Origin of the sequence: Leisingera sp. M523 (genome assembly GCF_025141335.1) — a bacterium.
In the GTDB taxonomy this organism is placed as follows: domain Bacteria; phylum Pseudomonadota; class Alphaproteobacteria; order Rhodobacterales; family Rhodobacteraceae; genus Leisingera.
In genome coordinates this window covers 4,025,280-4,048,135 of sequence record NZ_CP081036.1, presented here as the reverse complement: position 1 = coordinate 4,048,135, position 22,856 = coordinate 4,025,280, and the positions used below count along the sequence as shown (strand labels likewise).

At 64.1% G+C, this 22,856-nt stretch carries 22 protein-coding genes; 17 read left to right on the top strand and 5 right to left on the bottom strand.

The window, feature by feature from the left end:
• Positions 1–3 precede the first annotated feature (3 nt).
• The 11 genes from K3557_RS20120 (at position 4) to K3557_RS20070 (ending at position 9,528) form a co-directional block, all read left to right on the top strand.
• The gene (locus tag K3557_RS20120; RefSeq protein WP_259996408.1) at positions 4–1,368 is read left to right on the top strand and encodes an MFS transporter; all 1,365 of its coding nucleotides are present in this window, start codon (positions 4–6) and stop codon (positions 1,366–1,368) included.
• Positions 1,365–2,234, top strand: coding sequence for a penicillin-insensitive murein endopeptidase (gene mepA / locus K3557_RS20115; protein WP_259988268.1), 870 nt, complete (start codon positions 1,365–1,367; stop codon positions 2,232–2,234). Before K3557_RS20120 ends, mepA begins: the two co-directional genes overlap by 4 nt.
• Positions 2,207–3,121 (top strand): esterase-like activity of phytase family protein, encoded by a 915-nt coding sequence (locus K3557_RS20110; RefSeq protein WP_259996407.1) that lies wholly within the window; start codon positions 2,207–2,209, stop codon positions 3,119–3,121. The genes mepA and K3557_RS20110 overlap by 28 nt, the downstream gene beginning before the upstream one ends.
• 187 nt (positions 3,122–3,308) lie before the next feature.
• Positions 3,309–3,944 (top strand): queuosine precursor transporter, encoded by a 636-nt coding sequence (locus tag K3557_RS20105; RefSeq protein ID WP_259996405.1) that lies wholly within the window; start codon positions 3,309–3,311, stop codon positions 3,942–3,944.
• Positions 3,945–4,190: 246 nt separating this feature from the next.
• Positions 4,191–4,610 (top strand): alternative ribosome rescue aminoacyl-tRNA hydrolase ArfB, encoded by a 420-nt coding sequence (gene arfB / locus K3557_RS20100; RefSeq protein WP_259996396.1) that lies wholly within the window; start codon positions 4,191–4,193, stop codon positions 4,608–4,610.
• Positions 4,611–4,677: 67 nt separating this feature from the next.
• Positions 4,678–5,424, top strand: coding sequence for an SDR family oxidoreductase (locus K3557_RS20095; protein WP_259996386.1), 747 nt, complete (start codon positions 4,678–4,680; stop codon positions 5,422–5,424).
• Positions 5,421–5,774, top strand: a complete 354-nt coding sequence (locus tag K3557_RS20090; RefSeq protein WP_259988278.1) for a cupin domain-containing protein — start codon at positions 5,421–5,423, stop codon at positions 5,772–5,774. The genes K3557_RS20095 and K3557_RS20090 overlap by 4 nt, the downstream gene beginning before the upstream one ends.
• Before the next feature lie 135 nt (positions 5,775–5,909).
• On the top strand, positions 5,910–6,926 hold the full coding sequence (locus tag K3557_RS20085; protein ID WP_259996385.1) for a P1 family peptidase: 1,017 nt from the start codon (positions 5,910–5,912) through the stop codon (positions 6,924–6,926).
• A 109-nt stretch (positions 6,927–7,035) separates the two neighbouring features.
• Positions 7,036–7,497 carry a cytochrome c family protein gene (locus K3557_RS20080; protein WP_259996384.1) on the top strand — a complete coding sequence of 154 codons (462 nt, stop codon included), beginning with the start codon at positions 7,036–7,038 and terminating at the stop codon, positions 7,495–7,497.
• 153 nt (positions 7,498–7,650) lie between these two features.
• Positions 7,651–8,193, top strand: a complete 543-nt coding sequence (gene idi, locus K3557_RS20075) for an isopentenyl-diphosphate Delta-isomerase (protein ID WP_259988282.1) — start codon at positions 7,651–7,653, stop codon at positions 8,191–8,193.
• A gap of 78 nt (positions 8,194–8,271) precedes the next feature.
• A complete protein-coding gene (locus K3557_RS20070) occupies positions 8,272–9,528 on the top strand; it encodes a flavin-dependent oxidoreductase (protein ID WP_259996382.1) in 1,257 nt (418 codons plus the stop codon).
• Positions 9,529–9,835: 307 nt separating this feature from the next.
• Here the strand turns inward: K3557_RS20070 and glpK are convergent, their stop codons facing one another.
• From glpK to panB, 3 genes are all read right to left on the bottom strand, one after another.
• On the bottom strand, positions 9,836–11,326 hold the full coding sequence (glpK, locus tag K3557_RS20065) for a glycerol kinase GlpK (RefSeq protein ID WP_259996379.1): 1,491 nt from the start codon (positions 11,324–11,326) through the stop codon (positions 9,836–9,838).
• Positions 11,327–11,393: 67 nt separating this feature from the next.
• Entirely contained in the window at positions 11,394–12,254 is an 861-nt protein-coding gene (gene panC / locus K3557_RS20060) for a pantoate--beta-alanine ligase (protein ID WP_259996369.1), read from the bottom strand.
• 8 nt (positions 12,255–12,262) lie between these two features.
• A complete protein-coding gene (panB, locus tag K3557_RS20055; protein ID WP_259996363.1) occupies positions 12,263–13,093 on the bottom strand; it encodes a 3-methyl-2-oxobutanoate hydroxymethyltransferase in 831 nt (276 codons plus the stop codon).
• A gap of 163 nt (positions 13,094–13,256) precedes the next feature.
• Between panB and K3557_RS20050 the strand changes: the two genes are divergently transcribed.
• Entirely contained in the window at positions 13,257–14,735 is a 1,479-nt protein-coding gene (locus K3557_RS20050) for an ABC transporter substrate-binding protein (protein ID WP_259996351.1), read from the top strand.
• An 83-nt stretch (positions 14,736–14,818) separates the two neighbouring features.
• Here K3557_RS20050 and K3557_RS20045 read toward each other — a convergent pair whose 3' ends face one another.
• Positions 14,819–15,937 (bottom strand): acetoin utilization protein AcuC, encoded by a 1,119-nt coding sequence (locus tag K3557_RS20045; protein WP_259996349.1) that lies wholly within the window; start codon positions 15,935–15,937, stop codon positions 14,819–14,821.
• 195 nt (positions 15,938–16,132) lie between these two features.
• Here K3557_RS20045 and K3557_RS20040 point away from each other — a divergent pair, with 195 nt between their 5' ends.
• The 5 genes from K3557_RS20040 to K3557_RS20020 are packed head-to-tail and all read left to right on the top strand — an operon-like array spanning position 16,133 to position 21,401.
• Positions 16,133–17,080, top strand: a complete 948-nt coding sequence (locus K3557_RS20040; RefSeq protein WP_259988295.1) for an ABC transporter permease — start codon at positions 16,133–16,135, stop codon at positions 17,078–17,080.
• Positions 17,077–17,892 carry an ABC transporter permease gene (locus K3557_RS20035; RefSeq protein ID WP_259996347.1) on the top strand — a complete coding sequence of 272 codons (816 nt, stop codon included), beginning with the start codon at positions 17,077–17,079 and terminating at the stop codon, positions 17,890–17,892. The genes K3557_RS20040 and K3557_RS20035 overlap by 4 nt, the downstream gene beginning before the upstream one ends.
• The gene (locus K3557_RS20030) at positions 17,889–19,481 is read left to right on the top strand and encodes an ABC transporter ATP-binding protein (protein ID WP_259996345.1); all 1,593 of its coding nucleotides are present in this window, start codon (positions 17,889–17,891) and stop codon (positions 19,479–19,481) included. The genes K3557_RS20035 and K3557_RS20030 overlap by 4 nt, the downstream gene beginning before the upstream one ends.
• Positions 19,478–19,951: a GNAT family N-acetyltransferase gene (locus tag K3557_RS20025; protein WP_259996343.1), complete on the top strand. Its 474-nt coding sequence runs from the start codon at positions 19,478–19,480 to the stop codon at positions 19,949–19,951. Before K3557_RS20030 ends, K3557_RS20025 begins: the two co-directional genes overlap by 4 nt.
• On the top strand, positions 19,944–21,401 hold the full coding sequence (locus K3557_RS20020) for an aldehyde dehydrogenase family protein (RefSeq protein WP_259996341.1): 1,458 nt from the start codon (positions 19,944–19,946) through the stop codon (positions 21,399–21,401). Before K3557_RS20025 ends, K3557_RS20020 begins: the two co-directional genes overlap by 8 nt.
• A gap of 144 nt (positions 21,402–21,545) precedes the next feature.
• On the opposite strand, the gene pncB is transcribed toward K3557_RS20020, so the two are convergent.
• On the bottom strand, positions 21,546–22,835 hold the full coding sequence (gene pncB / locus K3557_RS20015; RefSeq protein WP_259996339.1) for a nicotinate phosphoribosyltransferase: 1,290 nt from the start codon (positions 22,833–22,835) through the stop codon (positions 21,546–21,548).
• Positions 22,836–22,856: the final 21 nt, after the last annotated feature.

Here is a 22,856-nt window from a genome sequence, read left to right as displayed (position 1 = left end):
GGCATGCAGCAGGTATCCACGCGCAAGCGGATCTGGGGATGGTGGTTCTTTGACTGGGCCAGCCAGCCGTATCAGACGCTGCTGGTGACGTTTATTTTCAGCCCGTTCTTTGCCGCTGTGGCCGCGGATTACTTTATGACCCAGGGGTTGGCGGGCGAGGCTGCCAAGGCGCAGGCGCAGACTGTCTGGTCGCTGTGCCTGACCGTGACCGGTCTGATCATCGCCTTTGGCGCGCCGTTTCTGGGTGCGCTGGCCGATATCACCGGGCGCCGCCTGCCCTGGATCATGTTGTTTTCACTGATGTATCTGATCGGTGCCTGGGGGCTGTGGTACATGGACCCTGCGGGAAGCAATCTGTGGTGGATGCTGGTCAGCTTTGGTTTTGGCTTCATCGGCGCCGAATTTGCGCTGATCTTTGTTAATGCGCAGCTGCCGACGCTTGCCAGCCGCGAGGACGTTGGGGCGGTCTCTGGCTCCGGCTTTGCCTTCGGCTATCTTGGCGGGGTGATTGCGCTGTTCATCATGCTTTTGCTGTTTGTCGAACAAAGCTCGGGCAAGACGCTGATCGGCCTTAACCCGGCGCTGGGATTGGATGCCGAGACCAAGGAAGGCACCCGCGCCGTCGGCCCTTTTACCGCCGTCTGGTTTGCTGTTTTCATGATCCCCTATTTCCTGTGGGTGCAGGACCGCGGCGCCACCGGGCGCAAGGCCAGCCTGGGCAAAGCCTGGCAAATGGTGGTCAAGCTGGTTGCCAGCCTGCGCCACCGGCTAAGCCTGGCAACCTATCTTGGCTCGTCGATGTTTTACCGCGACGCGCTGAACGGGCTATACGGTTTTGGCGGTGTCTACGCCAAGCTGGTGCTGGGCTGGGAGATCACCCAGATCGGCATCTTCGGCATTGTCGCCGCCTTTGCCGCCACTGTCTTTAGCTGGCTGGGCGGCAAGGCGGACCGGCGGCTGGGCCCGAAGCCGGTGATCATCACCTCGATCCTGGTGCTGGCCTTTGTCTGCCTGATCATCGTCAATATGTCGCGAAGCCAGATTTTCGGCATAACGCTGGCAGAAGGCTCTACCCTGCCTGACACGGTGTTTTTCGGCTGCGGCATGCTGATCGGCGGCTTTGGCGGTATCCTGCAAGCCGCCAGCCGCAGCCTGATGGTACGCCACACCAGCCCTGCGGACGCGACCGAAAGCTTTGGCCTTTATGGCCTGTCGGGACGCGCCACCGCATTTTTGGCGCCGGCGCTGATCGGCCTTGCCACCACGGTGACCGGCAGCGCCCGGCTGGGGATCACCCCCGTGATCGGGCTGTTTCTGATCGGATTGGTACTGTTGTTCTGGGTTCAAGGAGAAGGAGATCAGGATTGAAACTGTTTCTTGCCATATGTTTAGCGGTTGCGGGCTTATGCAGTCCGGCAAGTGCGCAAACCCCGGCCAAGGCCCTGTTCGGAGCCAAGCCAAGCGCCTCGCAGCAGCGGCCCGCGCCGTTCGGCTCCTACGCCAAGGGCTGCGTTGCCGGCGCCGCCCAACTGCCCGAAACCGGCCCGACCTGGCAGGCGATGCGCCTTAGCCGCAACCGCAACTGGGGGCACCCGGCGGCAATTGATTTTGTTCAGGACCTGAGCCGCGTGGCCGCCAAACAGCGCGGCTGGAAGGGGCTGTATATCGGCGACATCAGCCAGCCGCGCGGCGGGCCGATGCTGTCGGGCCACCGCAGCCATCAGATCGGTCTCGATATCGACATCTGGATGCGGCCGCCGGACCGGCTGAACCTCAGCCGCGGTGCGCGGGAAAACATCTCCTCAATCTCGATGCGCCGGGCCAAGGGCGCCTATGTGAACTCCAGCTGGACCCGTGCCCATCATGAAATCCTGAAAGCCGCGGCGCAGGATAAACGGGTGGCGCGGATCTTTGTCTTTCCCGGCGCCAAGGTGCAGATGTGCAAGGACGCAAAGGGCGACCGCCGCTGGCTGCGCAAGATCCGGCCCTGGTGGGGGCATCACTATCACTTCCACGTGCGGCTCGCCTGTCCGCGCGGCGCGCGCGGCTGCGTTGATCAGGCGGCCCCGCCCAAGGGCGACGGCTGCGCCGATGCCCAGCGCTGGGTCAATGACATCCTGAACCCGCCGCCGCCGAAACCGGTTGACCCCAACGCGCCAAAGCCTAAACCGAGACGCGATTACACCCTTTCGGACCTGCCCAAGCAATGCGCCGCCGTTCTGCAGTCAAACTGATCCTGGCCTTCACTGCTGCTGCCGGCCTGGCAGCAGCGGCCTATGCGGCAAACCGCCCCGCTGCTGCGGCAGCAGGCAAGGCGCAGCACCTCAGCAGCTATACTTGGAAACTGAACCAACGCTGGTTCGGCGGGTTCTCGGCGCTCAAGCTCAGTGACGGCGGCAAGTCCATGACCGTGCTCAGCGACCGCGCGACATTGGTGACAACCCGGATCCAGCGCAGCCAGGGTCTGATTTCCGGCATCACGGCCCGGCGCGCGCATGAACTGCGGGCCTCTACCGGCAAAACGCTCCGGGGCTTTGCCGGCGACAGCGAAGGGCTGGCGGTGGCGGCGGACGGCAGCCGCTATATCTCCTTTGAAGGTGCCGCACGGGTGGCGCGGTACCATAGCCCCGAAGGCCGCGCCACGGTGCTGCCGCGCCCCAAGGCCTTTCGCGGCCTGCCGCCTAACAAATCGCTGGAAACCCTGGCCATCGATGCCCGCGGGCGGCTGTATACCTTGCCCGAACGCGCCTTGGACAAACACGGGCAGATCCCGGTCTGGCGCTGGAACGGCCGCCGCTGGTCGCGCCCCTTCAGCCTGCCGCCCGAGGGTGGTTTTCTGCCGGTGGATGCCGATTTCGGCCCTGATGGGCGGTTCTATCTTCTGGAGCGCGACTTTACCCTGTTTGGCTTCCGCAGCCGGTTGCGCCGCTGGGACATCACCGCCGCAGGGCCCGCAAACGAGGCGATCCTGCTGCAGACCCGCGCCCGCACCCATGACAATCTGGAAGGGCTGTCGGTTTGGGCGGATGGAACCGGGCGCCTGCGCGCCACGATGGTGTCGGACGACAATTTCCTGCCCTTTCAACGCACCGAAATAGTAGAATACGCGCTGCCCCGCTGACCACCAGTCCCCGCGCCGCGCCAGCGGCGCCGGGCCCAACCGGGCGGCGCATTTCCTGAAATGCGCCCGAACGGGCGGGAGCCGCTGCCCTGCAGGATGCTTGCAGCAGCAGGACGTCCGGTTTAAAGGGCCAGTCTTCTGCCGTGGCAGTCATGATGCCCGCGGCCTTGAAAAATGGATCCGGCCCATGACCCGCTCACATATTCCCGGCATCGCTGCCATGGCCGCCGTCGTTGTGGCGTCCAACATCCTGGTGCAATTCCTGTTCGGCCAATGGCTGACCTGGGGCGCTTTCACCTATCCCATCGCTTTCCTGGTCACTGATGTGATGAACCGGATCTATGGCACCGCAGCTGCCCGCAAGGTGGTGCTGGCCGGTTTCCTTGCCGGGGTCATCTGCTCGCTGATCGGCACTCAAATCATGCTGCAGGGCGACGGCTTCACCTATCCGGCCGTGACGCTGCGGATTGCACTTGGCTCCGGCCTTGCCTTCCTCACCGCCCAGCTGTTGGACGTTGCTGTCTTTTCCGCCCTGCGGACAGGCAAATGGTGGCGCGCACCGCTGGCGTCCACGCTGGCCGGCTCTTCGGTGGACACAGCAATCTTCTTCACCATCGCCTTCTCAGGCGCGCTTGCCTGGCTCGAGCCGGGCAACGATGTCGCCTGGGCCGCAGAGGTGCTGCCGCTGCTGGGCATCGGCCCTATGGCCCCCCTGTGGGTCTCGCTTGCCGCGGCCGATTGGCTGGTGAAACTGTCGCTTGCTTTGGCCGTCCTTGTGCCCTTCCGCATCATCGTGCGTAAACTGACCGCAAAGACCACATGATTTTGTTTTGACATTAACCGAATCTATGGCAGGCTGGAATCACACGAAACATTCAGAAAGGAGGTGCCCATTGTCTAGAGAAGCTATGGAGAGCAGTGCCGGAACAGTTCAGAAGGTGTGCGGCCGAGGCAGCCCTTGGCGCGTATAGACCCCTGAATTGGTGCTGACCTAACCGGTGCACCTCCTATCATCTCGAAGGGCTGTTCCCGCGTGTGGGAACAGCCCTTTTCGATTACTGACTGAGCCATGATCCACGTTGACGCGCAAATCACCCTGCAGGATTGGGAACTCACCGAAAGCTTTGTCCGCGCCTCGGGCCCCGGCGGGCAGAATGTGAACAAGGTGGCCACCGCGGTGGAACTGCGGTTCGAGGCCGAACGCTCGCCTGCGCTGACGCCCGCGGTCAAAAACCGGCTGAGACGGCTGGCCGGGCGCCGCTGGACCAAGGAAGGCGCGATCATCCTGCAATGCGACGAGACCCGGTCGCAGCAGCGCAACCGCGAAATCGTGCGCGAGCGGCTGGCCGAGCTGGTGCGCAAGGCGCTGGTGGCGCCCAAGCGGCGCATTGCCACCAAACCCACCCGCGGCTCGGTCAAGCGGCGGCTTGAAGCCAAGAAACAGCGCGGCGGCCTGAAAGCGACGCGCGGTAAAATCGACCCGGATTGATCCGGCGGATTGCACCCGCCGCCCGCTCCGCCCATGCTGCTGGCAAAACAGCAGGGAGGATCAGAATATGCGGCTGGACGGGAAAACCGCCATCGTGACCGGCGGCGCCTCGGGCTTTGGCGCCGGGATTGCGCGCAAGTTCCTGGCTGAGGGCGCCCGGGTGATGATTGCTGACATCAATGGTGCCGCGGCAGCGGAAATGGCCGCAGAGCTGGGCAGCAACGCCACCGCGCGGATGGTGGATGTCTCCGACGGCGCCTCGGTCAATGCCATGGCAGAGGCCGCCCTGGAGGCCTTTGGACAGTTGGACATCCTGGTCAACAATGCCGGCGTCACCCATCTGCCTGCGCCGCTGGAGGATGTCACCGAGGACGACTTCGACCGGGTGCTAGGCGTCAACGTCAAATCCGTCTACCTGACAGCCCGCGCCCTGGTGCCGCATATGAAGGCGCGCCAGGCCGGCGCGATCCTGAATGTCGCCTCCACCGCCGGTGTCTCGCCGCGCCCCAGCCTCAACTGGTACAATGCCTCCAAGGGCTGGATGATCACTGCAACCAAGACCATGGCGGTCGAACTGGCGCCGCATGGCGTGCGCGTCAATGCGATCAACCCGGTGGCCGGAGAAACGCCGCTGCTGAAAACCTTCATGGGCGAAGACACACCGGAAATGCGCGCCAAGTTTCTGTCCACCATCCCGATCGGCCGGTTTTCCACCCCCGAGGACATGGGCAACGCGGCCTGTTACTTGTGTTCGGACGAGGCTGGCATGGTGACCGGAGTGGCGATGGAAGTGGACGGGGGGCGCTGCATATGAAGACTGTGAACTTGGCCGGAAAACTCAGCCAATTCTCCACCCATTGGGACCCGCATGTGGTGGCGGATTACAATGGCAACGACGTGATGGTGGTGAAGTTTCAGGGTGAATTTCCGTTCCACCATCATCCGGATACCGATGATTTCTTCCTGGTTCTGGAAGGTGAAATGGTGATGGATATCGAAGGCCAGCAGCCGCAGACCGTCCGCGCAGGTGAGCTGTTCGTGGTGCCCAAAGGCATCAGTCACCGCCCCCGTGCCGAACGGGAATGCAAGGTGCTGCTGATCGAACCAAAGGGCGAACCGAATTCAGGCGATCCGGCGACGGCAGCGCCCAAGCCGCGGATCTGACGCCGCGCTTTCATCTTTCCCTGGGCTCCGCCCGTTCGGCCTTGAAACCCTTCCCCGGAGGGTTTCCATGACAGGCCTCACCCCCGCCGGAGGCAGCGCGCCCCAGCGCGCTTCATGCAAGAAGGACTTCTCACCATGCTCCCCGGCCCTCGAAATCTGATCACCGATGTCCCCGGCATCCTGGTTGGCAATGCGCAGGATGCGGCGCTGAAATCCGGTACCACAGTTCTAACGGCTGACAAGCCCTTCACCGCATCGGTGCATGTGATGGGCGGCGCACCGGGAACACGTGAAACCGACCTGCTGGCGCCGGACAAATCGGTGGCAAAGATCGACGCGCTGGTGCTGTCCGGCGGCTCTGCCTTTGGTCTTGATGCCTGTTCCGGCGTGATGGATGCGCTGCACAGTCAGGGCCGCGGTTTTCCGGTTGGCCCGGCGCGGGTGCCGTTGGTGCCGGGCGCGATCCTGTTTGATCTAATGAACGGCGGCGGCAAGGCATGGGATGAAAATCCCTACCGCGCCCTGGGCCGGGCGGCGTTTGAAGCCGCGGCAGATACCTTTGATCTTGGTACCTTTGGTGCGGGCACCGGCGCGCTGACCGCGATGGTCAAGGGCGGGCTGGGGTCGGCCTCGCTGGTGCTGGACAGCGGCGTGACCGTGGGCGCCTTGGTGGCCGCCAACCCGCTGGGCGCCGTCACCACACCGGGTGAGCGGCATTTCTGGGCGGCGCCGTTTGAAATCGGGGATGAGTTCGGCGGTTTGGGCCCGGATCCATCCGCCGGCCTAGGCCGCAGTCCGGAGAGCCGCAAACTGGCCGCCATGCAAAAGCTGGGCGGCACCCCGATGCCGCAAGAGCGCGCCAATACCACCATCGCCATCGTCGCCACGGATGCCGCACTCAGCAAGGCGCAGTGCCAGCGCCTGGCTACTGCCGCCCATGACGGCATCGGCCGCGCAATTGTCCCCGCCCATGCGCCCGGCGACGGCGATCTGGTCTTTGCCGCAAGCACCGGCGCCCTGGAAAACCCGGATGCGGACCTTGGGCCGGTCTGCCATGCCGCAGCGCTGTGCCTTAGCCGTGCCATTGCCCGTGCTGTCTCACACGCCCGGCCAGAACCCGGCGATCTGCTGCCCTGCTGGGCGGCGCCATAAAGGTCCGCAACTTCCTGCCATGACTTTGATGCGCGTCAAACTGCCGGTTGACACCGCCGGCTATTGGATCATGAGTCACACCTGCCAACTCAAAACCGGAGCAAGCAATATGAAACCTCTCGTAACAGCCGCCATTTTCGGCCTCCTCGCCGCCCCAGCCTTTGCCGAAGGCGACCCGGCCAAAGGTGAGAAGGGGTTTAACAAATGCAAATCCTGCCACATGGTTGTCTCGGACGACGGCGATGTGATCGTGAAGGGCGGCAAGACCGGTCCCAACCTGTGGGGCCTGGCAGGCCGCACTGCCGGCACCACTGAGGGCTTCAAATACAGCAAGGACTTGATTGCGGCGGGCGAAGCCGGACTGGTCTGGGACGAAGCGAAATTCGTCGGCTACACCACCGATCCCAAGAAATTCCTGCAGGCCGAAACCGGCAATCCCAAAGCCAAGTCGAAAATGTCCTTCCGCCTGAAAAAGGGCGGCGAGGATATCTTTGCTTTCCTGGCCAGCCACGGCCCGGCGCCGGCTGAAGAACCCGCCGCGGAAGAAAACGCAGCAGCCGCTTCCGAGTAAGGCCGGATTTTCCGGCAGCACGGCCACAAAGCCGCGGCATTTTCGCCGCGGCTTTTCGCGTAATTGCTTTCGTAACCCGCAGGCGTTAGCGGTAGGAGCCAGGCCATCGCAGTTGCGGCAGGCCGCGCCAGAAAAAACCGTCACGGACACAGCATGAGCCACATGATCCCCGCCTGGGTGAACGGCGATTTGACACCTGTTGACAAGCTCGCCGCGCATGAGCGCGGGCTGAAACACAAGGCGGTCTCCGTTTTTGTGGTGAAAGGCGTGGAAATCCTGATGCAGCGCCGGGCGATGGGGAAATACCACACCCCCGGCCTCTGGGCGAACACTTGCTGCACCCATCCGATGTGGGACGAGCAGCCCTCGGCCTGTGCCGTGCGGCGTATGCAGGAAGAGCTGGGCCTGACCGGCCTCTACCCTGAGTTCCGCCATCACCTGGAATACCGCGCCGATGTCGGCAATGGCCTGGTCGAGCATGAAGCCGTGGATGTGTTCCTGGCCCATGCCCACCGCCCATTAAACATCACCCCAAACCCGGACGAAGTGATGGAGACCCGCTGGGTCGATTACCATGACCTTCTGGCCGAAGTCAGCCGCCACCCGGAACGGTTCACGCCCTGGCTGAAAATCTATCTGCACAATTACGCCGATGTGATCTTTGGCCCCGACCTGATCATCGGTCGCCGGCGCTGACCTTTTCCCCTTTCTGCCAGCTTGCTCCCCGTCGCGCGCCGTGGTTATCTGCCCGCGCAATTAGGGAGTATGCTTATTATGTCCATCCTCATCGCGGGCGGCGGCATTGCAGGGCTGGCGCTGGGGCTGACGCTGCATCAAATCGAGGTCCCCTTTCAGATTTATGAGGCAGTCCGCGGCCTGAAACCGCTGGGTGTTGGCATCAACCTGCAGCCCAACGCGGTGCGGGAACTGTTCGATTTGGGGCTGGAGGCGGAACTGGACGCAATTGGTGTCCGGACCCGTCAGCTGGGATTTTACAGCAAGCTTGGCAAAACGATCTGGGAGGAGCCGCGTGGTACCCGCGCCGGCTATGCCTGGCCGCAGTATTCAGTGCACCGTGGCGAGCTGCAGATGATGCTCCACCGCACGCTGGTGGAGCGCGCAGGGACGGGCTGCTTTAAGACCGGCACACGGGCGGCAGGGTTTGACAATGCGGCGGAGGGTGCTGCGCTGCTGCTAGCGGACGGGCGGCGGGTCGAGGGATCGCTGGTTGTCGCAGCAGACGGCATCCATTCCGCCCTGCGCGCACAGATGGCGCCGGATGAGGGCGCGCCAATCTGGAACGGCCGTATCCTGTGGCGGGCCACCGCCCGCGCGCCTGCCTTCAAGGGCGGCGCGGCGATGGCGATGATCGGCAATGATCATCTGCGGTTGGTGGCCTACCCGATCTCGGCACCGGATGGTGATGGCCGCGTCACAATGAACTGGATCGCCGAGAAGAGCTTTGATCCCTCCACCCCCTGGCGCCGGGAAGACTGGAACCGGCCCGCGGATATCACTGAGTTCCTGCCGGATTTCGCAGGCTGGCGGTTTGATTGGATTGACGTGCCCGCCCTGATCCGCGGTGCCGGGACGGTCTATGAATACCCGATGGTGGACCGCAACCCGCTGGAGCGCTGGACGATCGGCAACGTGGCTCTGATGGGTGACGCTGCCCATCCGACCTATCCGGTGGGATCGAACGGCGCCAGCCAGGCCATTGTGGACGCGCGGGTGATCGGCGCGCAACTGCTGGAGCACGGGGTCACATCCGCCGCGCTTGAGGCCTACGAGGCAGAAGTGCGCCCAGTAACGACGGCAGTGTGTCTCGCCAACCGGGCAGGCGGTGGGCCGGACGGGGTGCTGCAGCGGGTCGAGGACCTCTGCGGCGGCGACTTCGCAGACATTGGCAAAGTGATCCCGCAGGCGGAACTGGCCGCCCATGCCGCCAAATACAAGATGATTGCGGGCTTCTCCATCGAGGAGCTGAACGCCCGCCCGTCAACTATCCCGGCAGGTGCCCGCATCAGCTGAGGCACGCCGCGGCCAGCCGCGGGTCAAGGGCGGCACAGCCGCCGTGCCGCAGGCACGGTTTTGCCAGGGCTCCGCCCGTTCGCAAGCGAAACGCTCCCCCGGAGCGTTTCCGGGCAGCTTGCTCACCCTTGAGGCGCGGATGGCCGCTATCACCCTTGAATGGGCGCGTTTAAGGGCAATTCTGACCTTAAACCGCTTCTCAGCAAAGGGATGGCGCCGCGCAAAGCGCGGCGCTACGCCCAACTGTGAGGCACATTCGCAGAATGTGGCGGAACAGGCGGGAGCGCCCTGCCCTGCCCGCCTGACGTCAAACCCCGATCACCGCCTGAACCGCGCACTGCCAGCGCGCATAAGCCGCCTGCCGCGCCGCGGGCTGCATTAGCGGCGAAAACTGCCGGTCGAGCTTCCAAGTGTCGGCGAACCCCGTCTGATCCGGGTAGATCCCCGCCCGCATCCCCGCCAGCCAGGCAGCACCCAACGCGGTGGTTTCCTGCATCACCGGGCGGTCGACGGCGGCGCCTAGGATGTCCGACAGGCTCTGCATCGTCCAGTCGCTGGCGCTCATGCCGCCATCAACGCGCAGGGTCACGGTGTGGTGGCTGTCGTCCTCCCAGTCGGCGCGCATCGCCTCATAAAGATCGCGGGTCTGGTAGGCGACGCTTTGCAGCGCGGCGCGGGCAAATTCCGCCGGGCCGGAGTTGCGGCTGAGGCCGAACATGCCGCCGCGGCACTCCGGCTCCCAATAAGGCGCGCCAAGGCCGGTGAAGGCGGGCACCAGGATCACGTCCTGTCCCGGATCGGCCCGCAGCGCCAGCTCGCCCGACTGCGACGCTTCCTCGATGATCCCCAGCCCGTCGCGCAGCCATTGCACCGCGGCGCCGGCGATGAAGATCGAGCCTTCCAGTGCATAGGTTGGCTTGCCGTCCAGCTGGTAGGCAATGGTGGTCAGCATCCGGTTTTTCGACACCACCGGCTCATCCCCGGTGTTCAGCAGGGCAAAGCAGCCGGTGCCATAGGTGGATTTCATCATTCCCGGCTGGAAGCAGGCCTGGCCGATGGTGGCTGCCTGTTGGTCGCCAGCCACGCCCAGGATCGGGACCGGGCCGCCCAGGATTTCCGGATCGGTGGTGCCGAAATCTGCCGCGCTGTCCTTCACCTCCGGCAGCATCTGCTGCGGCACATCCAGCAGATCGCTGATGGTGCGGCTCCAGCGGCCCTTGCGGATGTCGTACATCAGCGTCCGTGCGGCGTTGGTGGCGTCGGTGACGTGGGAGGCACCGCCGGTCAGCCGCCAGATCAGGAAGGTATCCACCGTGCCGAACAGCAGATCGCCCGCCGCCGCCCGCTCGCGCGCGCCGGGCACCATGTCGAGAATCCACTTCACCTTGGTGCCGGAGAAATAGGGATCGAGCAGCAGCCCGGTGCGGTCAGAGACCATCTCAGCCTGGCCATCCTGGCGCAGCTGCTCGCAAATAGATGCGGTGCGGCGGTCCTGCCAGACAATGGCGTTGTGAATGGCTTTGCCGCTGGCCTTGTCCCAAACCACAGTGGTTTCGCGTTGGTTGGTGATGCCAATGCCCGCGATATCCGCGGCAGACACATCCAGCTCCGCCATCACCTTGCGGCAGACGGCGATAGTGGTCTCCCAGATCTCTTCCGGGTCATGCTCCACCCAGCCCGCCTGCGGGTAATGCTGGGTGAACTCCTGCTGTGCGGTGCCCGCGACCTGCATTCCCGCATCAAACAGGATTGCCCGGGTCGACGTGGTGCCCTGATCAATTGCCAGAATATAGGTCATCGGCTGCCCTCCAGTCTCCTCTGACCGGGGAGCATAAACGCAAAAGTGTTACCGCTGCCAGCCCCTACTAAGGATTTAGTTGAGGAACTTCGATATTATCGATCAGCCGGACGCCATCCATCCAGGCGGCGGCCAGCAGACGGGCAGGACGGGAGGGGCTATCCAGCGCCTCCAGCGTTTCGGCACATCGCAGGTCGAAGTATTCCACATCGCCGAATCCCGCCTCTGCCAGTGTCTGGCGCGCAGCAGTCTCCAGCGGCGCCCAAGGTTCGCCCGCAGAAGCTTTGGCAGCCGCCTCCCGCATCGCGGCATTCAGCGCTGCCGCCTTGGCAAGCCTGTCCTTTGGCAGCAGCAGATTACGTGAGGACATGGCAAGGCCCGACGCCTCGCGCACGGTTTCGCAGCCGATGACCTCGATCGGGATATCCAGATCGCGGGCCATCCGGGTGACAACCATTAGCTGCTGGTAATCCTTCTGGCCGAAAAACGCCTTATCCGCGCTGGTTTGCAGAAACAGCTTGGCCACAACCGTTGCCACCCCGTCGAAATGACCGGGGCGGAAGGGGCCTTCCATCACCTCCGTAATGCTGCCGCCGACCGAGACATTGGTGGCGTAGCCCTGCGGGTAGATCTGGTCCGGATCCGGGACATAGATCAGATCCACCCCCAGATGTGCGAGCTTTTGCGCGTCGTCAGTTTCAGTCCGGGGGTAGTTCTCCAGGTCTTCCGGCTTGTTGAACTGCTTGGGGTTCACGAAGATGGTCACGATCACCCGGTCGCAGGACTGTTTGGCCGCTGCGGCCAGTGACAGGTGGCCCGCGTGCAGCGCGCCCATGGTCGGCACCAGGCCGATGGTTTCGCCAGCACGGCGCCATGCGGCTGTCTTGGCGCGCAGATCAGACAAGCGGCGCAGGATCGGTGCAGTCATGTCGGCAGTCATCCTTTGGAGGGCGCCTGATCGGCAAACACATGCTCAGCCGCCGGGAAGGAGCGGGCACGGACCTCGGCGGCGTATTCGGCAATACCAGCCTCGGCCAGCGGCCCAAGATCGGCGTAGCGTTTCACGAATTTCGGTTTGAAGGCGGTGAAAAAGCCCAGCATGTCATCAACCACCAGGATCTGCCCGTCGCAGCCGGCACTGGCACCGATACCGATGGTGGGAATCGCCACCTCGGCGGTGATTGTGTCGGCCAGTTTCTGCGGTACCTTTTCCAGCACCACCGAAAACGCGCCGGCCTCGGCCACTGCGCGGGCATCGGCCAGCACGGCGTCGGCTTGCGTATCGCGGCCCTGTACCTTGTAGCCGCCCAGAGTATTGATCGACTGCGGCGTAAGACCGATGTGCGCCATCACCGGGATGCCGCGCTTGACCAGAAAGCGGATGGTTTCGGCCATCCCGACGCCGCCCTCCAGCTTGACCGCGGCGCAGCCGGTCTCGGCCATCAGCCGGGCCGCGTTGCGGAATGCCTGCTGCGAGCCTTCCTCGTAAGACCCGAAGGGCATATCGATCACCAGCATCGCCTGTTCCAAACCACGCGCCACCGCCTGGCCGTGCAGGATCATCATCTCCATCGTCACGCCCAGGGTGGAGGTCAGCCCGTGCAGCACCATGCCGACGCTGTCGCCGACCAGCACAAAGTCGCAATGGGCGTCCATCAACCGCGCCATCGGTGTGGTATAGGCCGTCAGGCTCACCAAAGGGGTGCCGCCTTTGCGGGCCCGGATGTCTTCGGCGTTGGGCGCCTGTTTCTTGGCTGTTGCGCTCATGGCTTCCTGTCCGCAGTTCGAATAGCGCCCGGATTACCAATTAACGCCGCGTGCTTCCAGTGCGCGAAATGCCGCCCGGTCTTGATTACGCTTGGGAAACAGGGAAACTCGTTTCCAATAGGCGCCCAAACAGGCCCGAATTTTGCACACAGGGAGTTTTCCGATGGCCTTCAGATCCTACGTTTTCGCCGCCAGTTCCGCGCTGGCCTTGATGGCGGGCGCCGCCTGGGCCAAGGACAGCGTCACCATCGGTCTGCAGCTGGAACCACCGCATCTGGACCCGACAAGCGCCGCCGCACAGGCCATCGATTCGGTGGTTTACAGCAACATTTTCGAAGGGCTGACCCGGTTCATGGGCGATGGATCTGTGGTGCCGGGGTTGGCGGAAAGCTGGGAAATTTCCGGGGACGGCACCGTTTACACCTTCAAGCTGCGCGAAGGCGTCATCTTTCACGACGGCAGCACGATGGATGCGGAGGACGTGAAATTCTCGCTCGACCGCGCCCGTGCCGAAGACAGCACCAACGCGCAGAAAGCGCTGTTTGAGGGGATCGTGTCGGTGGATACGGTGAACCCGCAAACCGTCAAAGTCACTCTGGACGCGCCGAACGGCAGTTTCCTGTTCAACCTGGCCTGGGGCGATGCAGTGATTGTGGCACCGGAGAGCATCGAGGACATCAAGACCAGCCCGGTCGGCACCGGCGCCTATACCTTTCAGGAATGGGTGCAGGGCGACCGGATCAGCCTGGCGCGCAATCCAGAGTATTGGGGCGAACAGCCCGCGCTGGCCTCGGCCACATTCAAGTTCATCTCCGATCCCACGGCCGCCTTTGCCGCGGTGATGGCCGAGGATATCGACGCCTTTGACAATTTCCCGGCGCCGGAGAACCTGCCGCAATTCGAGGCTGATCCGCGGTTCCAGGTGCTGGTGGGATCGACCGAGGGCGAGACAATCCTGTCCACCAATAACAAACAGCCGCCGTTCGACGACGCGCGCGTACGCCAGGCTGTGGCCCATGCCATCGACCGGCAGTCCATCATTGACGGCGCGATGTTCGGCTTTGGCACCCCCATCGGCACCCATTTTGCACCGCATAACCCGGCCTACAAGGATCTGACCGGCGCGTCATCCTTTGATCCTGAGAGGGCCAAGGCGCTGCTGGCAGAGGCCGGTCTGCCTGACGGGTTTGAGACCACATTGCACCTGCCGCCGCCCTCTTATGCCCGCCGCGGCGGTGAAATTGTTGCGGCGCAGCTGGCCCAGGTGGGGATCAAGGCGGAGATCATCAATGTGGAATGGGCGCAGTGGCTGGAATCTGTCTTTCGCGGCAAAAGCTTTGGCCTGACGATCATCAGTCATACCGAGCCGATGGACATCGGCATCTACGCCCGGCCCGAGTACTACTTCCAGTATGACAGCAAGCCATTCCAGGAGCTTATGGCGACGCTGAACGCCACCACCGATCCGGACGCCCGAACCGCGCTGCTGCAAGACGCGCAGGAGATTATCGCGGCGGATTACGTCAACGGTTACCTGTTCCAGCTGGCCAAGCTGGGGGTGGCCAAGGCCGGATTGCAGGGGCTGTGGGAGAACGCGCCCACCGCCGCCATCGACCTCAGCGCGCTCAGCTGGGCTGACTAGTCCAGGCTTGCAACCGATCGCCCGGCCGGCAGGCCGGGCAGCGCCCGAACCGCCCCCACGGGGCGGGCGATGCCCTTACCGCATTACAGCCCCCGTCTAGCCCGCAAGTAAGCCACCCTCTCCTGGATTTCCCGCCGAACCTCTCCGCCCCGCGGCTGGTCGCGCAGCGTGGTGAACCAATGCTCCGGCGGGTTTCGGCCCAGACGGTTGCCGTTGAACTCCAGCCCGCGCAGCACAGCCTCGCCCGCCGCGGGCAGCCTCTCCGGCACCTCATACCCGTTCAGCGTAGCCCAGACCCCGGTCCAAAGACGCCCGACCGACCATGGATTATAGCCGCCGCCGCCCAGCACCAGCAATCGCGGCGCCATCCCCACCAACGCCCGCACCACCGCCCAATGGGCGTTGTTCGACAGATCCAGATGCGGCAGCGGATCCTCTGTCACCGCATCCGCCCCGCATTGCAGCACGATGGCATCCGGCGCGAAACCCTCCACAGCGGGCAGAATCAGCGCGTCTCGGATATGGGCCATCTCATCATCGTTGAAGCCGCGCGGCACTGGCAGGTTCAGGGCCGAGCCGCCCGCATCCTCCGTCAGCGCGCCGGTCTTGGGCCAGAGGTTCTCCTCATGCACCGAGATCATCAGCGCGTCCCTGTCGCCGGTAAAGCCATGCTCTACCCCGTCGGAATGATGCGCGTCGATGTCCACATAGGCGATCCGCCGGGCGCCGTGATGGCGCAGTGACAGCATCGCCAGCACTGGATCGTTCAGATAGCAAAAGCCGTTGGCGCGGTCCGGCATCCCGTGGTGGGTGCCGCCCGCCGGGTTGTAGACGATGCCGCCCCCTGCCAGCAGCTCCCCCGCCAGGATCGACCCGCCCGCGGCAGTGGCCGGGCGGCGGAACATCTCCGGAAACACCGGGTTGGAAATGCTGCCCAAATGGTGCCGCACCCGAACGTCTTCGCTTACAGACTGCGCCGCCTCTGCCGCTTGCAGCGCCGCGACGTATTCGGGCGTGTGCCAAGCGGTCAGCGCTGCCGGTTTCGCCCGGGGCGAATTCACATAGGCCTGATCCGGCAGCCAGCCCAGCACCCGAGACAGATCCATCACAGTTGAGACCCTTGGCACCCGCAGCGGATGCGTGCCGCCATAAGACGATCCGCGATAGATTTCCGATCCAATGAACAGGGGGCGCGTCAGCATAAGGCAGTGATAGCCGGTTTCCGCCCGCTGCCAAAGCACATCGCACCGGGGCGGGCAGCCGCTTGCCCGGCGCGGCGCGCTTGTTCCGGTCAGACCCTGTACAACTTCTTGACGTTGCGCGTTTTTATGCTCTGCCGCTCGTTTCTCTTCGCTGCCCACTGGACCGAACCGCCCGGCGCTCCTAACGTGGCGGGCATGTTGCGTTACGCCCTGAAACGCCTGTTGTCGCTGATTGCCAGCCTGGCCGTGGCCTCGCTGGTGATTTTTCTTGTGGTGGAGGTGGCGCCGGGTGATCCGGCCTCCTTCATGCTGGGGGTCAATGCGCAGGCCGACACCGTCGCCGCACTGCAGGCGGAGCTGGGGCTGGATCAGGGCAAGCTGGCCCGTTACCTTAGCTGGGCCGCCGGCATGCTGGGCGGCGATTTCGGCACCTCCTACACTTACCGCACGCCAGTTGCCGGGATGATTGCCGACCGGCTGTGGGTGTCGCTGCCGCTGGCGCTTTATGCGCTGACGCTCTCCACGCTCATCGCCTTTCCGGCCGGCATCTACGCCGCCGCCCGCCGCGGCAAGCCCGGGGACATGGCCGTGATCGGGGCTACCCAGCTGGGGGTCGCCGTGCCGAACTTCTGGTTTGCGATGATGCTCGTGCTGATCTTTGCCATCAACCTGCGCTGGTTCGGAGCCGGCGGCTTTCCGGGCTGGGATGCCGGGCTTTGGGCAGGTGTCCATGCGCTTACCCTGCCTGCGATTGCACTGGCGCTGCCGCAGGCTGCGATCCTGACGCGGGTGATGCGCTCGGCGCTGCTCGACATCCTGGGCGAGGATTTCATGCGCACTGCCCGCGCCAAGGGGCTCTCGCGCCGCCAGGCCCTGTGGCGGCATGGGGTCAGGAATGCCCTGATCCCGGTGCTGACCATCATCGGCTTGCAGTTTTCATTCCTGCTGGCGGGCGCCATCATCATTGAGCAGGTGTTCTACCTGCCCGGCCTCGGGCGGCTGGTGTTCCAGGCGATTTCCTCGCGCGATCTGATCGTGGTGGAGTCGGTGGTGATGCTACTGGTCTTTGCCGTCATTACGGTGAATTTTCTGGTCGATCTCGCCTATGCGCTGGTCGACCCGCGCCTCAGGAGCCGGACATGACCCGCAACCTGATCCTTGGCGGCGTGCTCTCCTCGCTGGTGCTGCTGACGGCGCTGGTGTCGTTTCTGTGGACGCCATTCGACCACGCGGCAATGAACATCCCTGCCAAACTGCAAACGCCGAATGCGCAGCACTGGCTGGGCACCGATCATTTCGGACGCGACCTGATGTCGATGATCATGGTCGGCGCCCGCACCTCCATCGCCGTGGCGCTGGTAGCCGTGGGTATTGGCATGGGCGCGGGCGTGCCGCTGGGGCTGGCCGCCGCCGCGCGCAACGGGTCGTGGCTGGATGAGGGGATCATGCGGGGCAATGATCTGGTCTTTGCCTTCCCGTCGCTGGTGATCGCCATTCTGATCACCGCCGTCCTGGGGGCCGGAGCCGTCAACGCAATTATCGCCATCGGTATCTTCAACATCCCGGTCTTTGCCCGCATCACCCGCGGCGCGGCTTTGTCCCTGTGGGAGCGCGAGTTCATTCTGGCCGCCCGGGTGGCAGGCAAGGGCGCGGCACGGATCTCTGCTGAGCATATCCTGCCCAATGTGATGAACCTGCTGATCGTGCAGGGCACCATCCAGTTCTCGCTGGGTATCCTGGCAGAAGCGGGTCTCAGCTATGTCGGCCTCGGTGCCCAGCCGCCCACCCCTAGCTGGGGCCGGATGCTGGCCGACGCTCAGACAATGGTCAGCTTTGCCCCGCATCTGGCGCTGGTGCCGGGCATGGCCATCATCCTGACCGTGCTGGGGCTGAACCTGCTGGGCGACGGGTTGCGCGATTTCCTGGACCCGAAACTAAGGGTGGCACGCGCATGACGCTACTGGATGTCACCAGCCTGTCGGTCAGGATCGGCGCTTTTCAGGTGCTGAAGGATGTCTGTTTCCACATCGAGCCCGGCGAGATCGTGGCGGTCACCGGTGAAAGCGGGTCGGGCAAGTCTATGACCGCACTCGCCATCCTGCAGCTGCTGCCGGACCTTGCGGAGGCCAAGGGGTACATCACGCTGAGCGGCACCCAGTTGCTGGAGCAGCCCGAGTCGCAAATGTGCGCCCTGCGCGGCCAGTCCATCGGCATGGTGTTCCAGGAGCCGATGACCGCGCTGAACCCGGTCAAGACCATCGGTGCGCAGGTGATGGAGACGATTCTTATCCACAAGGCGATGCCCCGCCTGCAGGCCGAAGCCCGCACCCGCAAGGTGCTGGAGCGGGTTGGCCTGCCGGCGGACCGTTTCCCCCTGTCGCGCTATCCGCATGAGCTGTCGGGCGGCCAGCGCCAGCGGGTGGTGATCGCAATGGCCATCGCTTTGCGCCCCAAGCTGCTGATCGCGGATGAGCCGACAACCGCGCTGGATGTCACTACCCAGGCGCAGATTCTGGAGCTGCTGAAGGACCTGGTTCAGGACTATGGCATGGGGTTGATGATCATCAGCCATGACCTGGCCGTCGTCGCGGACCTGGCCGACCGGATCGTCGTCATGCGGAACGGCGGAGTGGTGGAAACCGGCCATACCACCTGGCTGTTGCGCAACATGCGGCATCCCTACACGCGGATGCTGTTTGAAGCCTCCAGCCATCAGGTGGCGCTGCCGGACCCGCCCGCCCCCGCGCCGCTGCTGGAGGTCAGGAATGCGGTCCGCGACTACAGAACCCCGCGCGAATCGCTGTTTTCCAAACCCGGCACATTCCGCGCCGTGAACAATGTCTCCTTTACCCTGAACCGCGGTGAACGGCTGGGCCTGGTGGGTGAGTCGGGGTGCGGAAAATCGACCCTGACACGGGCTATTCTGGGGCTGGAACCGTTGCAGGGCGGGGAGATCCGCCTCGATGGAAAGCGTGTTGCGACTCACCTCAACCCGACGATTCGACGCAAAGTCCAGGTTGTGTTCCAGGACCCCTATGGCAGCTTCAACCCGCGTCACCGGGTGGAGCGGCTGATCACCGAACCATTCCATTTGTTGCCAGATCCGCCAAGCGGGGCGGCGCGCGCCGGGCTTATTTCCGAAACCCTTTCTGCTGTCGGGCTAAACCCTGAAGATGCCGGCAAATACATCCACCAGTTCTCCGGCGGCCAGCGCCAGCGTATTGCGATTGCCCGCGCATTGATCACCCGTCCAGAGCTGATCATATTTGACGAGGCGGTCTCCGCTCTCGACGTCTCGGTCCGGGCCCGGATCCTCGACCTGCTGGCGGAGCTGTGCGAGGCCTATGCCCTCACCTATCTGTTCATCAGCCATGACCTGAGCGTGGTGCGGACGATCACCGACCGCTGCCTGGTGATGCAAAAAGGCGAGATCGTCGAGCAAGGCGCAACCGAGGCCATGTTCAGCAATCCGCAGCATCCCTATACCCGGCAGCTGATTGCCGCTGCGCCGGTTCTTCCCGATCTGAATTCGGGGGCTGCATGACCCTGTCTCTAGCGCTGATCATGCCGCGGGAACAGGCCTTGCTGGCCGCAGCGATGGCGCCCTATTTCAAGGAGACAGCGCCGCACGCTGCGATCGATCCTACCGAGCGTGCGGGCCAGATGCTGCACCGCAAGGATGTGACCGCCTTCTGGCTGCGCAAGGACAGCGCCCGCATCGGCTTTGCCATCGTGCTGAACCTGCCCGATGACCGGCGCGAATTGTCTGAGTTCTGCATTCTGCCGCAGCACCGCCGCCAGGGCTGGGGCCAGGAAGCCGCTTGCCTTATCCTGCAGGAGTTCCCGGGGCGCTGGCGCATGGGATTGTCGAAATCCTCGCGCCAGGCTGTGGCGTTCTGGGGCACATGCCTCAGCCTCCTGCCCGGCATCCGGGATTTGCGCGAGGGCGCGCCCTTCACCGGACATCAAATCAAAAGCTACACATTCGACGTTGCAGGAGCCCATGATGACTGACGCCTCCCCTCTCTGGTTCGATCCCGCGCTGTGCCTCATTGGCGGCGCTTGGCTTCCTGCCGCCAGCGGCGGAACCCTGCCGTTGGTGAACCCCTCGGACGGCAGCGAAATCTGCCGGATCCCCCGCGGCGGCGCAGCGGATATAGAGGCTGCGGTGCAGGCCGCAGATGCTGCCTTGGAGGGGGAATGGGGCGCGATGACAGCGCTGGAGCGCGGCCGCATCCTGACCGGGATCGGACAGCTGGTGCAGGAGCGGGTGGAGCAACTGGCCGCACTGGAAGCGATGGACGTGGGCAAGCCGCTGACCCAGGCGCGGGCCGATGCGCTGGCGCTGGCGCGCTACTGCGAATTCTACGGCGGCGCAGCGGACAAGGTGATGGGAGAGACCATCCCTTATCTGGACGGTTTCACCGTCTATACGCTGCGCGAACCGCATGGGGTGACGGGGCATATCGTGCCCTGGAATTACCCGATGCAGATCATCGGGCGTTCGGTGGGTGCGGCGCTGGCAATGGGCAATGCCTGCGTGCTGAAACCGGCCGAAGAAGCCTGCCTGACGGCACTGGCTTTTGCCCGTATCGCGGTCGAGGCCGGGCTGCCCGCCGGGGCGCTGAATGTGGTGACGGGTCTGGGAGGGGAAGCCGGCGCGGCACTGGCAGGGCATCCGAATGTGCAGCATATTTCCTTTACCGGCTCGGTGCGCACGGGCGCTCTGGTGCAGCAGGCCGCAGGCGCCAATGTGGTTCCGGTGACGCTGGAGCTGGGCGGCAAGTCTCCGCAGCTTGTGTTCGACGATGCGGATCTGGACGCCGCATTGCCGTTTCTTGTGAATGCAGGCATCCAGAATGCAGGCCAGACCTGTTCGGCCTCCTCGCGTATTCTGGTGCAGCGCGGGGTCTACGGCGAGGTGAAGGCGCGGATGGCAGATGCCTACCGTGACCTGAAGGCGGGGCCGGCAAAGGACGACCTGCAGCTGGGACCGCTGATCTCTGCCCGGCAAAAACAGATTGTCGAGAGCTATCTGGAGCAGGGCGCGAACCTGCCGGTTGCTGCCCATGGCGCCATTTCCCCGCAGGCGCCAGAAACAGGTGCCTATGTCCGGCCCACTCTGTTTGCCGACGTGCCGCCGGATCATGTGCTGGCGCGCGAGGAGGTGTTTGGCCCGGTGCAGGTGCTGATCCCGTTTGAGACCGAAGAAGACGCCGTGCGGATTGCCAACAGCACCGATTACGGTCTGGTGGCCAGCGTCTGGACCCGAGACGGCGCACGGCAGATGCGGCTGGCAAAGCGTCTTCGGGCCGGGCAAGTGTTCCTTAACAATTACGGCGCCGGCGGCGGGGTTGAGCTGCCCTTCGGCGGTGTCTGGAAATCCGGCCATGGGCGGGAAAAGGGGTTTGAAGCGCTCTATGGGTTCTCACAGCTCAAGACCGTGGCCGCCCATCACGGTTAGGTCCCGCTGCCGCAAGAGGTTTTGCGCCGTGCGTTGCACAATGCCCGGCAGGCCGCGCCTCTAGCGCGGCGTGCCGGGCCCAAGGGGCGCTCAGCAGGGGCAACGCGCGGGAGCCAGCCCGTTCTTTGCAGCGCAGGAAGAGGGTTAAACAATAACGTCCAGCCGTTCCTGAGAACCGACTCCGAACACTTGCTTGTAGCGCGCAATCTCCTTTGAAGGCCCCATTGCCTTTTCCGGATTGTCCGACAATTTCACGGTCGGCCGGCCATTGGCGGCAACCGCCTTGCAGACCAGCGAAAACGGCGCCAGCGCGTTATCCTTCACCAGCCCGCGGAAGTCGTTGGTCAGCAGCGTGCCCCAGCCAAAGGACACTTTGGTGCGGTCCGAAAACTGCGCGTGCAGGTCCTGGATCTGCTGCACGTCGAGCCCATCGGAAAAGATCACCCGCTTCTCCGCCGGGTCCTCGCCGCGGTCCTGCCACCAATTGATCGCAACCTCCGCGCCCTTGGCCGGATCGCCGCTGTCGATACGGATGCCGGTCCAGCCGGCCAGCCAATCGGGCGCACGGTCCAGGAAACCTTGGGTGCCGTAGGTGTCGGGCAGGATGATGCGCAGGTTTCCCTCGTGCTCATCATGCCAGTCGGACAGAACGTCATAGGGCGCTTGGGCCAGCTTCGCGTCATCTTCAGCCAGCGCGGAATAGACCATCGGCAGCTCATGGGCATTGGTGCCGATCGCCTCCACTTCGCGGCGCATCGCGATGAGACAGTTGGAGGTGCCGGTGAATTTGCCGCCCAGCCCCTCGTGCATCGCCTGCACGCACCAGTCCTGCCACAGGAACGAGTGCCGCCGCCGGGTGCCGAAATCGGCGATGGTCAGCCCGTCCACGTCCCGCAGGCGATCGATCTTTTCCCAAACCTTGGTCATGGCGCGGGCATAAAGCACCTGCAATTCAAACCGGCCCATGCTGTTGATTACCGCACGGCTGCGCAGCTCCATCAGCACCGCCAGCGCTGGGATTTCCCACAGCATCACTTCGTGCCATTTGCCCTCGAAGGTCAGCTCATACTGATCGCCCCTGCGTTCCAGATGATAGGGCGGCAGGCGCAGGCCCTCGAACCATTCCATGAAGTCAGGGCGGAACATCTGCCGCTTGCCGTAAAAGGTATTGCCGCGCAGCCAAGTGCTTTCACCGCGGCTGAGCGACAGCGAGCGGATATGGTCGAGCTGTTCGCGCAGCTCGCCCTCGTCGATCAGCCGGGCCAGCGGCACCCGCGCGGAACGGTTGATCAGAGAGAAGGTCACCGTCGTGTCCGGCTTGTTGCGGAACACCGACTGGCACATCAGAAGCTTGTAAAAATCCGTATCAATCAGCGACCGGACAATCGGATCGATTTTCCATTTGTGATTGTAGACGCGGGTTGCAATATCCACCGGCAGCCTCGTGCATAAGGG

Bases quoted from the DNA above. Each gene is read 5' to 3' on its own strand.
- K3557_RS20120 (WP_259996408.1), top strand. From the start codon at position 4: ATGCAGCAGGTATCCACGCGCAAGCGGATCTGGGGATGGTGGTTCTTT.
- K3557_RS20110 (WP_259996407.1), top strand. From the start codon at position 2,207: ATGCGCCGCCGTTCTGCAGTCAAACTGATCCTGGCCTTCACTGCTGCT.
- K3557_RS20105 (WP_259996405.1), top strand. From the start codon at position 3,309: ATGACCCGCTCACATATTCCCGGCATCGCTGCCATGGCCGCCGTCGTT.
- arfB (WP_259996396.1), top strand. From the start codon at position 4,191: ATGATCCACGTTGACGCGCAAATCACCCTGCAGGATTGGGAACTCACC.
- K3557_RS20095 (WP_259996386.1), top strand. From the start codon at position 4,678: ATGCGGCTGGACGGGAAAACCGCCATCGTGACCGGCGGCGCCTCGGGC.
- K3557_RS20090 (WP_259988278.1), top strand. From the start codon at position 5,421: ATGAAGACTGTGAACTTGGCCGGAAAACTCAGCCAATTCTCCACCCAT.
- K3557_RS20085 (WP_259996385.1), top strand. From the start codon at position 5,910: ATGCTCCCCGGCCCTCGAAATCTGATCACCGATGTCCCCGGCATCCTG.
- K3557_RS20080 (WP_259996384.1), top strand. From the start codon at position 7,036: ATGAAACCTCTCGTAACAGCCGCCATTTTCGGCCTCCTCGCCGCCCCA.
- idi (WP_259988282.1), top strand. From the start codon at position 7,651: ATGAGCCACATGATCCCCGCCTGGGTGAACGGCGATTTGACACCTGTT.
- K3557_RS20070 (WP_259996382.1), top strand. From the start codon at position 8,272: ATGTCCATCCTCATCGCGGGCGGCGGCATTGCAGGGCTGGCGCTGGGG.
- glpK (WP_259996379.1), bottom strand. From the start codon at position 11,326: ATGACCTATATTCTGGCAATTGATCAGGGCACCACGTCGACCCGGGCA.
- panC (WP_259996369.1), bottom strand. From the start codon at position 12,254: ATGACTGCACCGATCCTGCGCCGCTTGTCTGATCTGCGCGCCAAGACA.
- panB (WP_259996363.1), bottom strand. From the start codon at position 13,093: ATGAGCGCAACAGCCAAGAAACAGGCGCCCAACGCCGAAGACATCCGG.
- K3557_RS20050 (WP_259996351.1), top strand. From the start codon at position 13,257: ATGGCCTTCAGATCCTACGTTTTCGCCGCCAGTTCCGCGCTGGCCTTG.
- K3557_RS20045 (WP_259996349.1), bottom strand. From the start codon at position 15,937: ATGCTGACGCGCCCCCTGTTCATTGGATCGGAAATCTATCGCGGATCG.
- K3557_RS20040 (WP_259988295.1), top strand. From the start codon at position 16,133: ATGTTGCGTTACGCCCTGAAACGCCTGTTGTCGCTGATTGCCAGCCTG.
- K3557_RS20035 (WP_259996347.1), top strand. From the start codon at position 17,077: ATGACCCGCAACCTGATCCTTGGCGGCGTGCTCTCCTCGCTGGTGCTG.
- K3557_RS20030 (WP_259996345.1), top strand. From the start codon at position 17,889: ATGACGCTACTGGATGTCACCAGCCTGTCGGTCAGGATCGGCGCTTTT.
- K3557_RS20025 (WP_259996343.1), top strand. From the start codon at position 19,478: ATGACCCTGTCTCTAGCGCTGATCATGCCGCGGGAACAGGCCTTGCTG.
- K3557_RS20020 (WP_259996341.1), top strand. From the start codon at position 19,944: ATGACTGACGCCTCCCCTCTCTGGTTCGATCCCGCGCTGTGCCTCATT.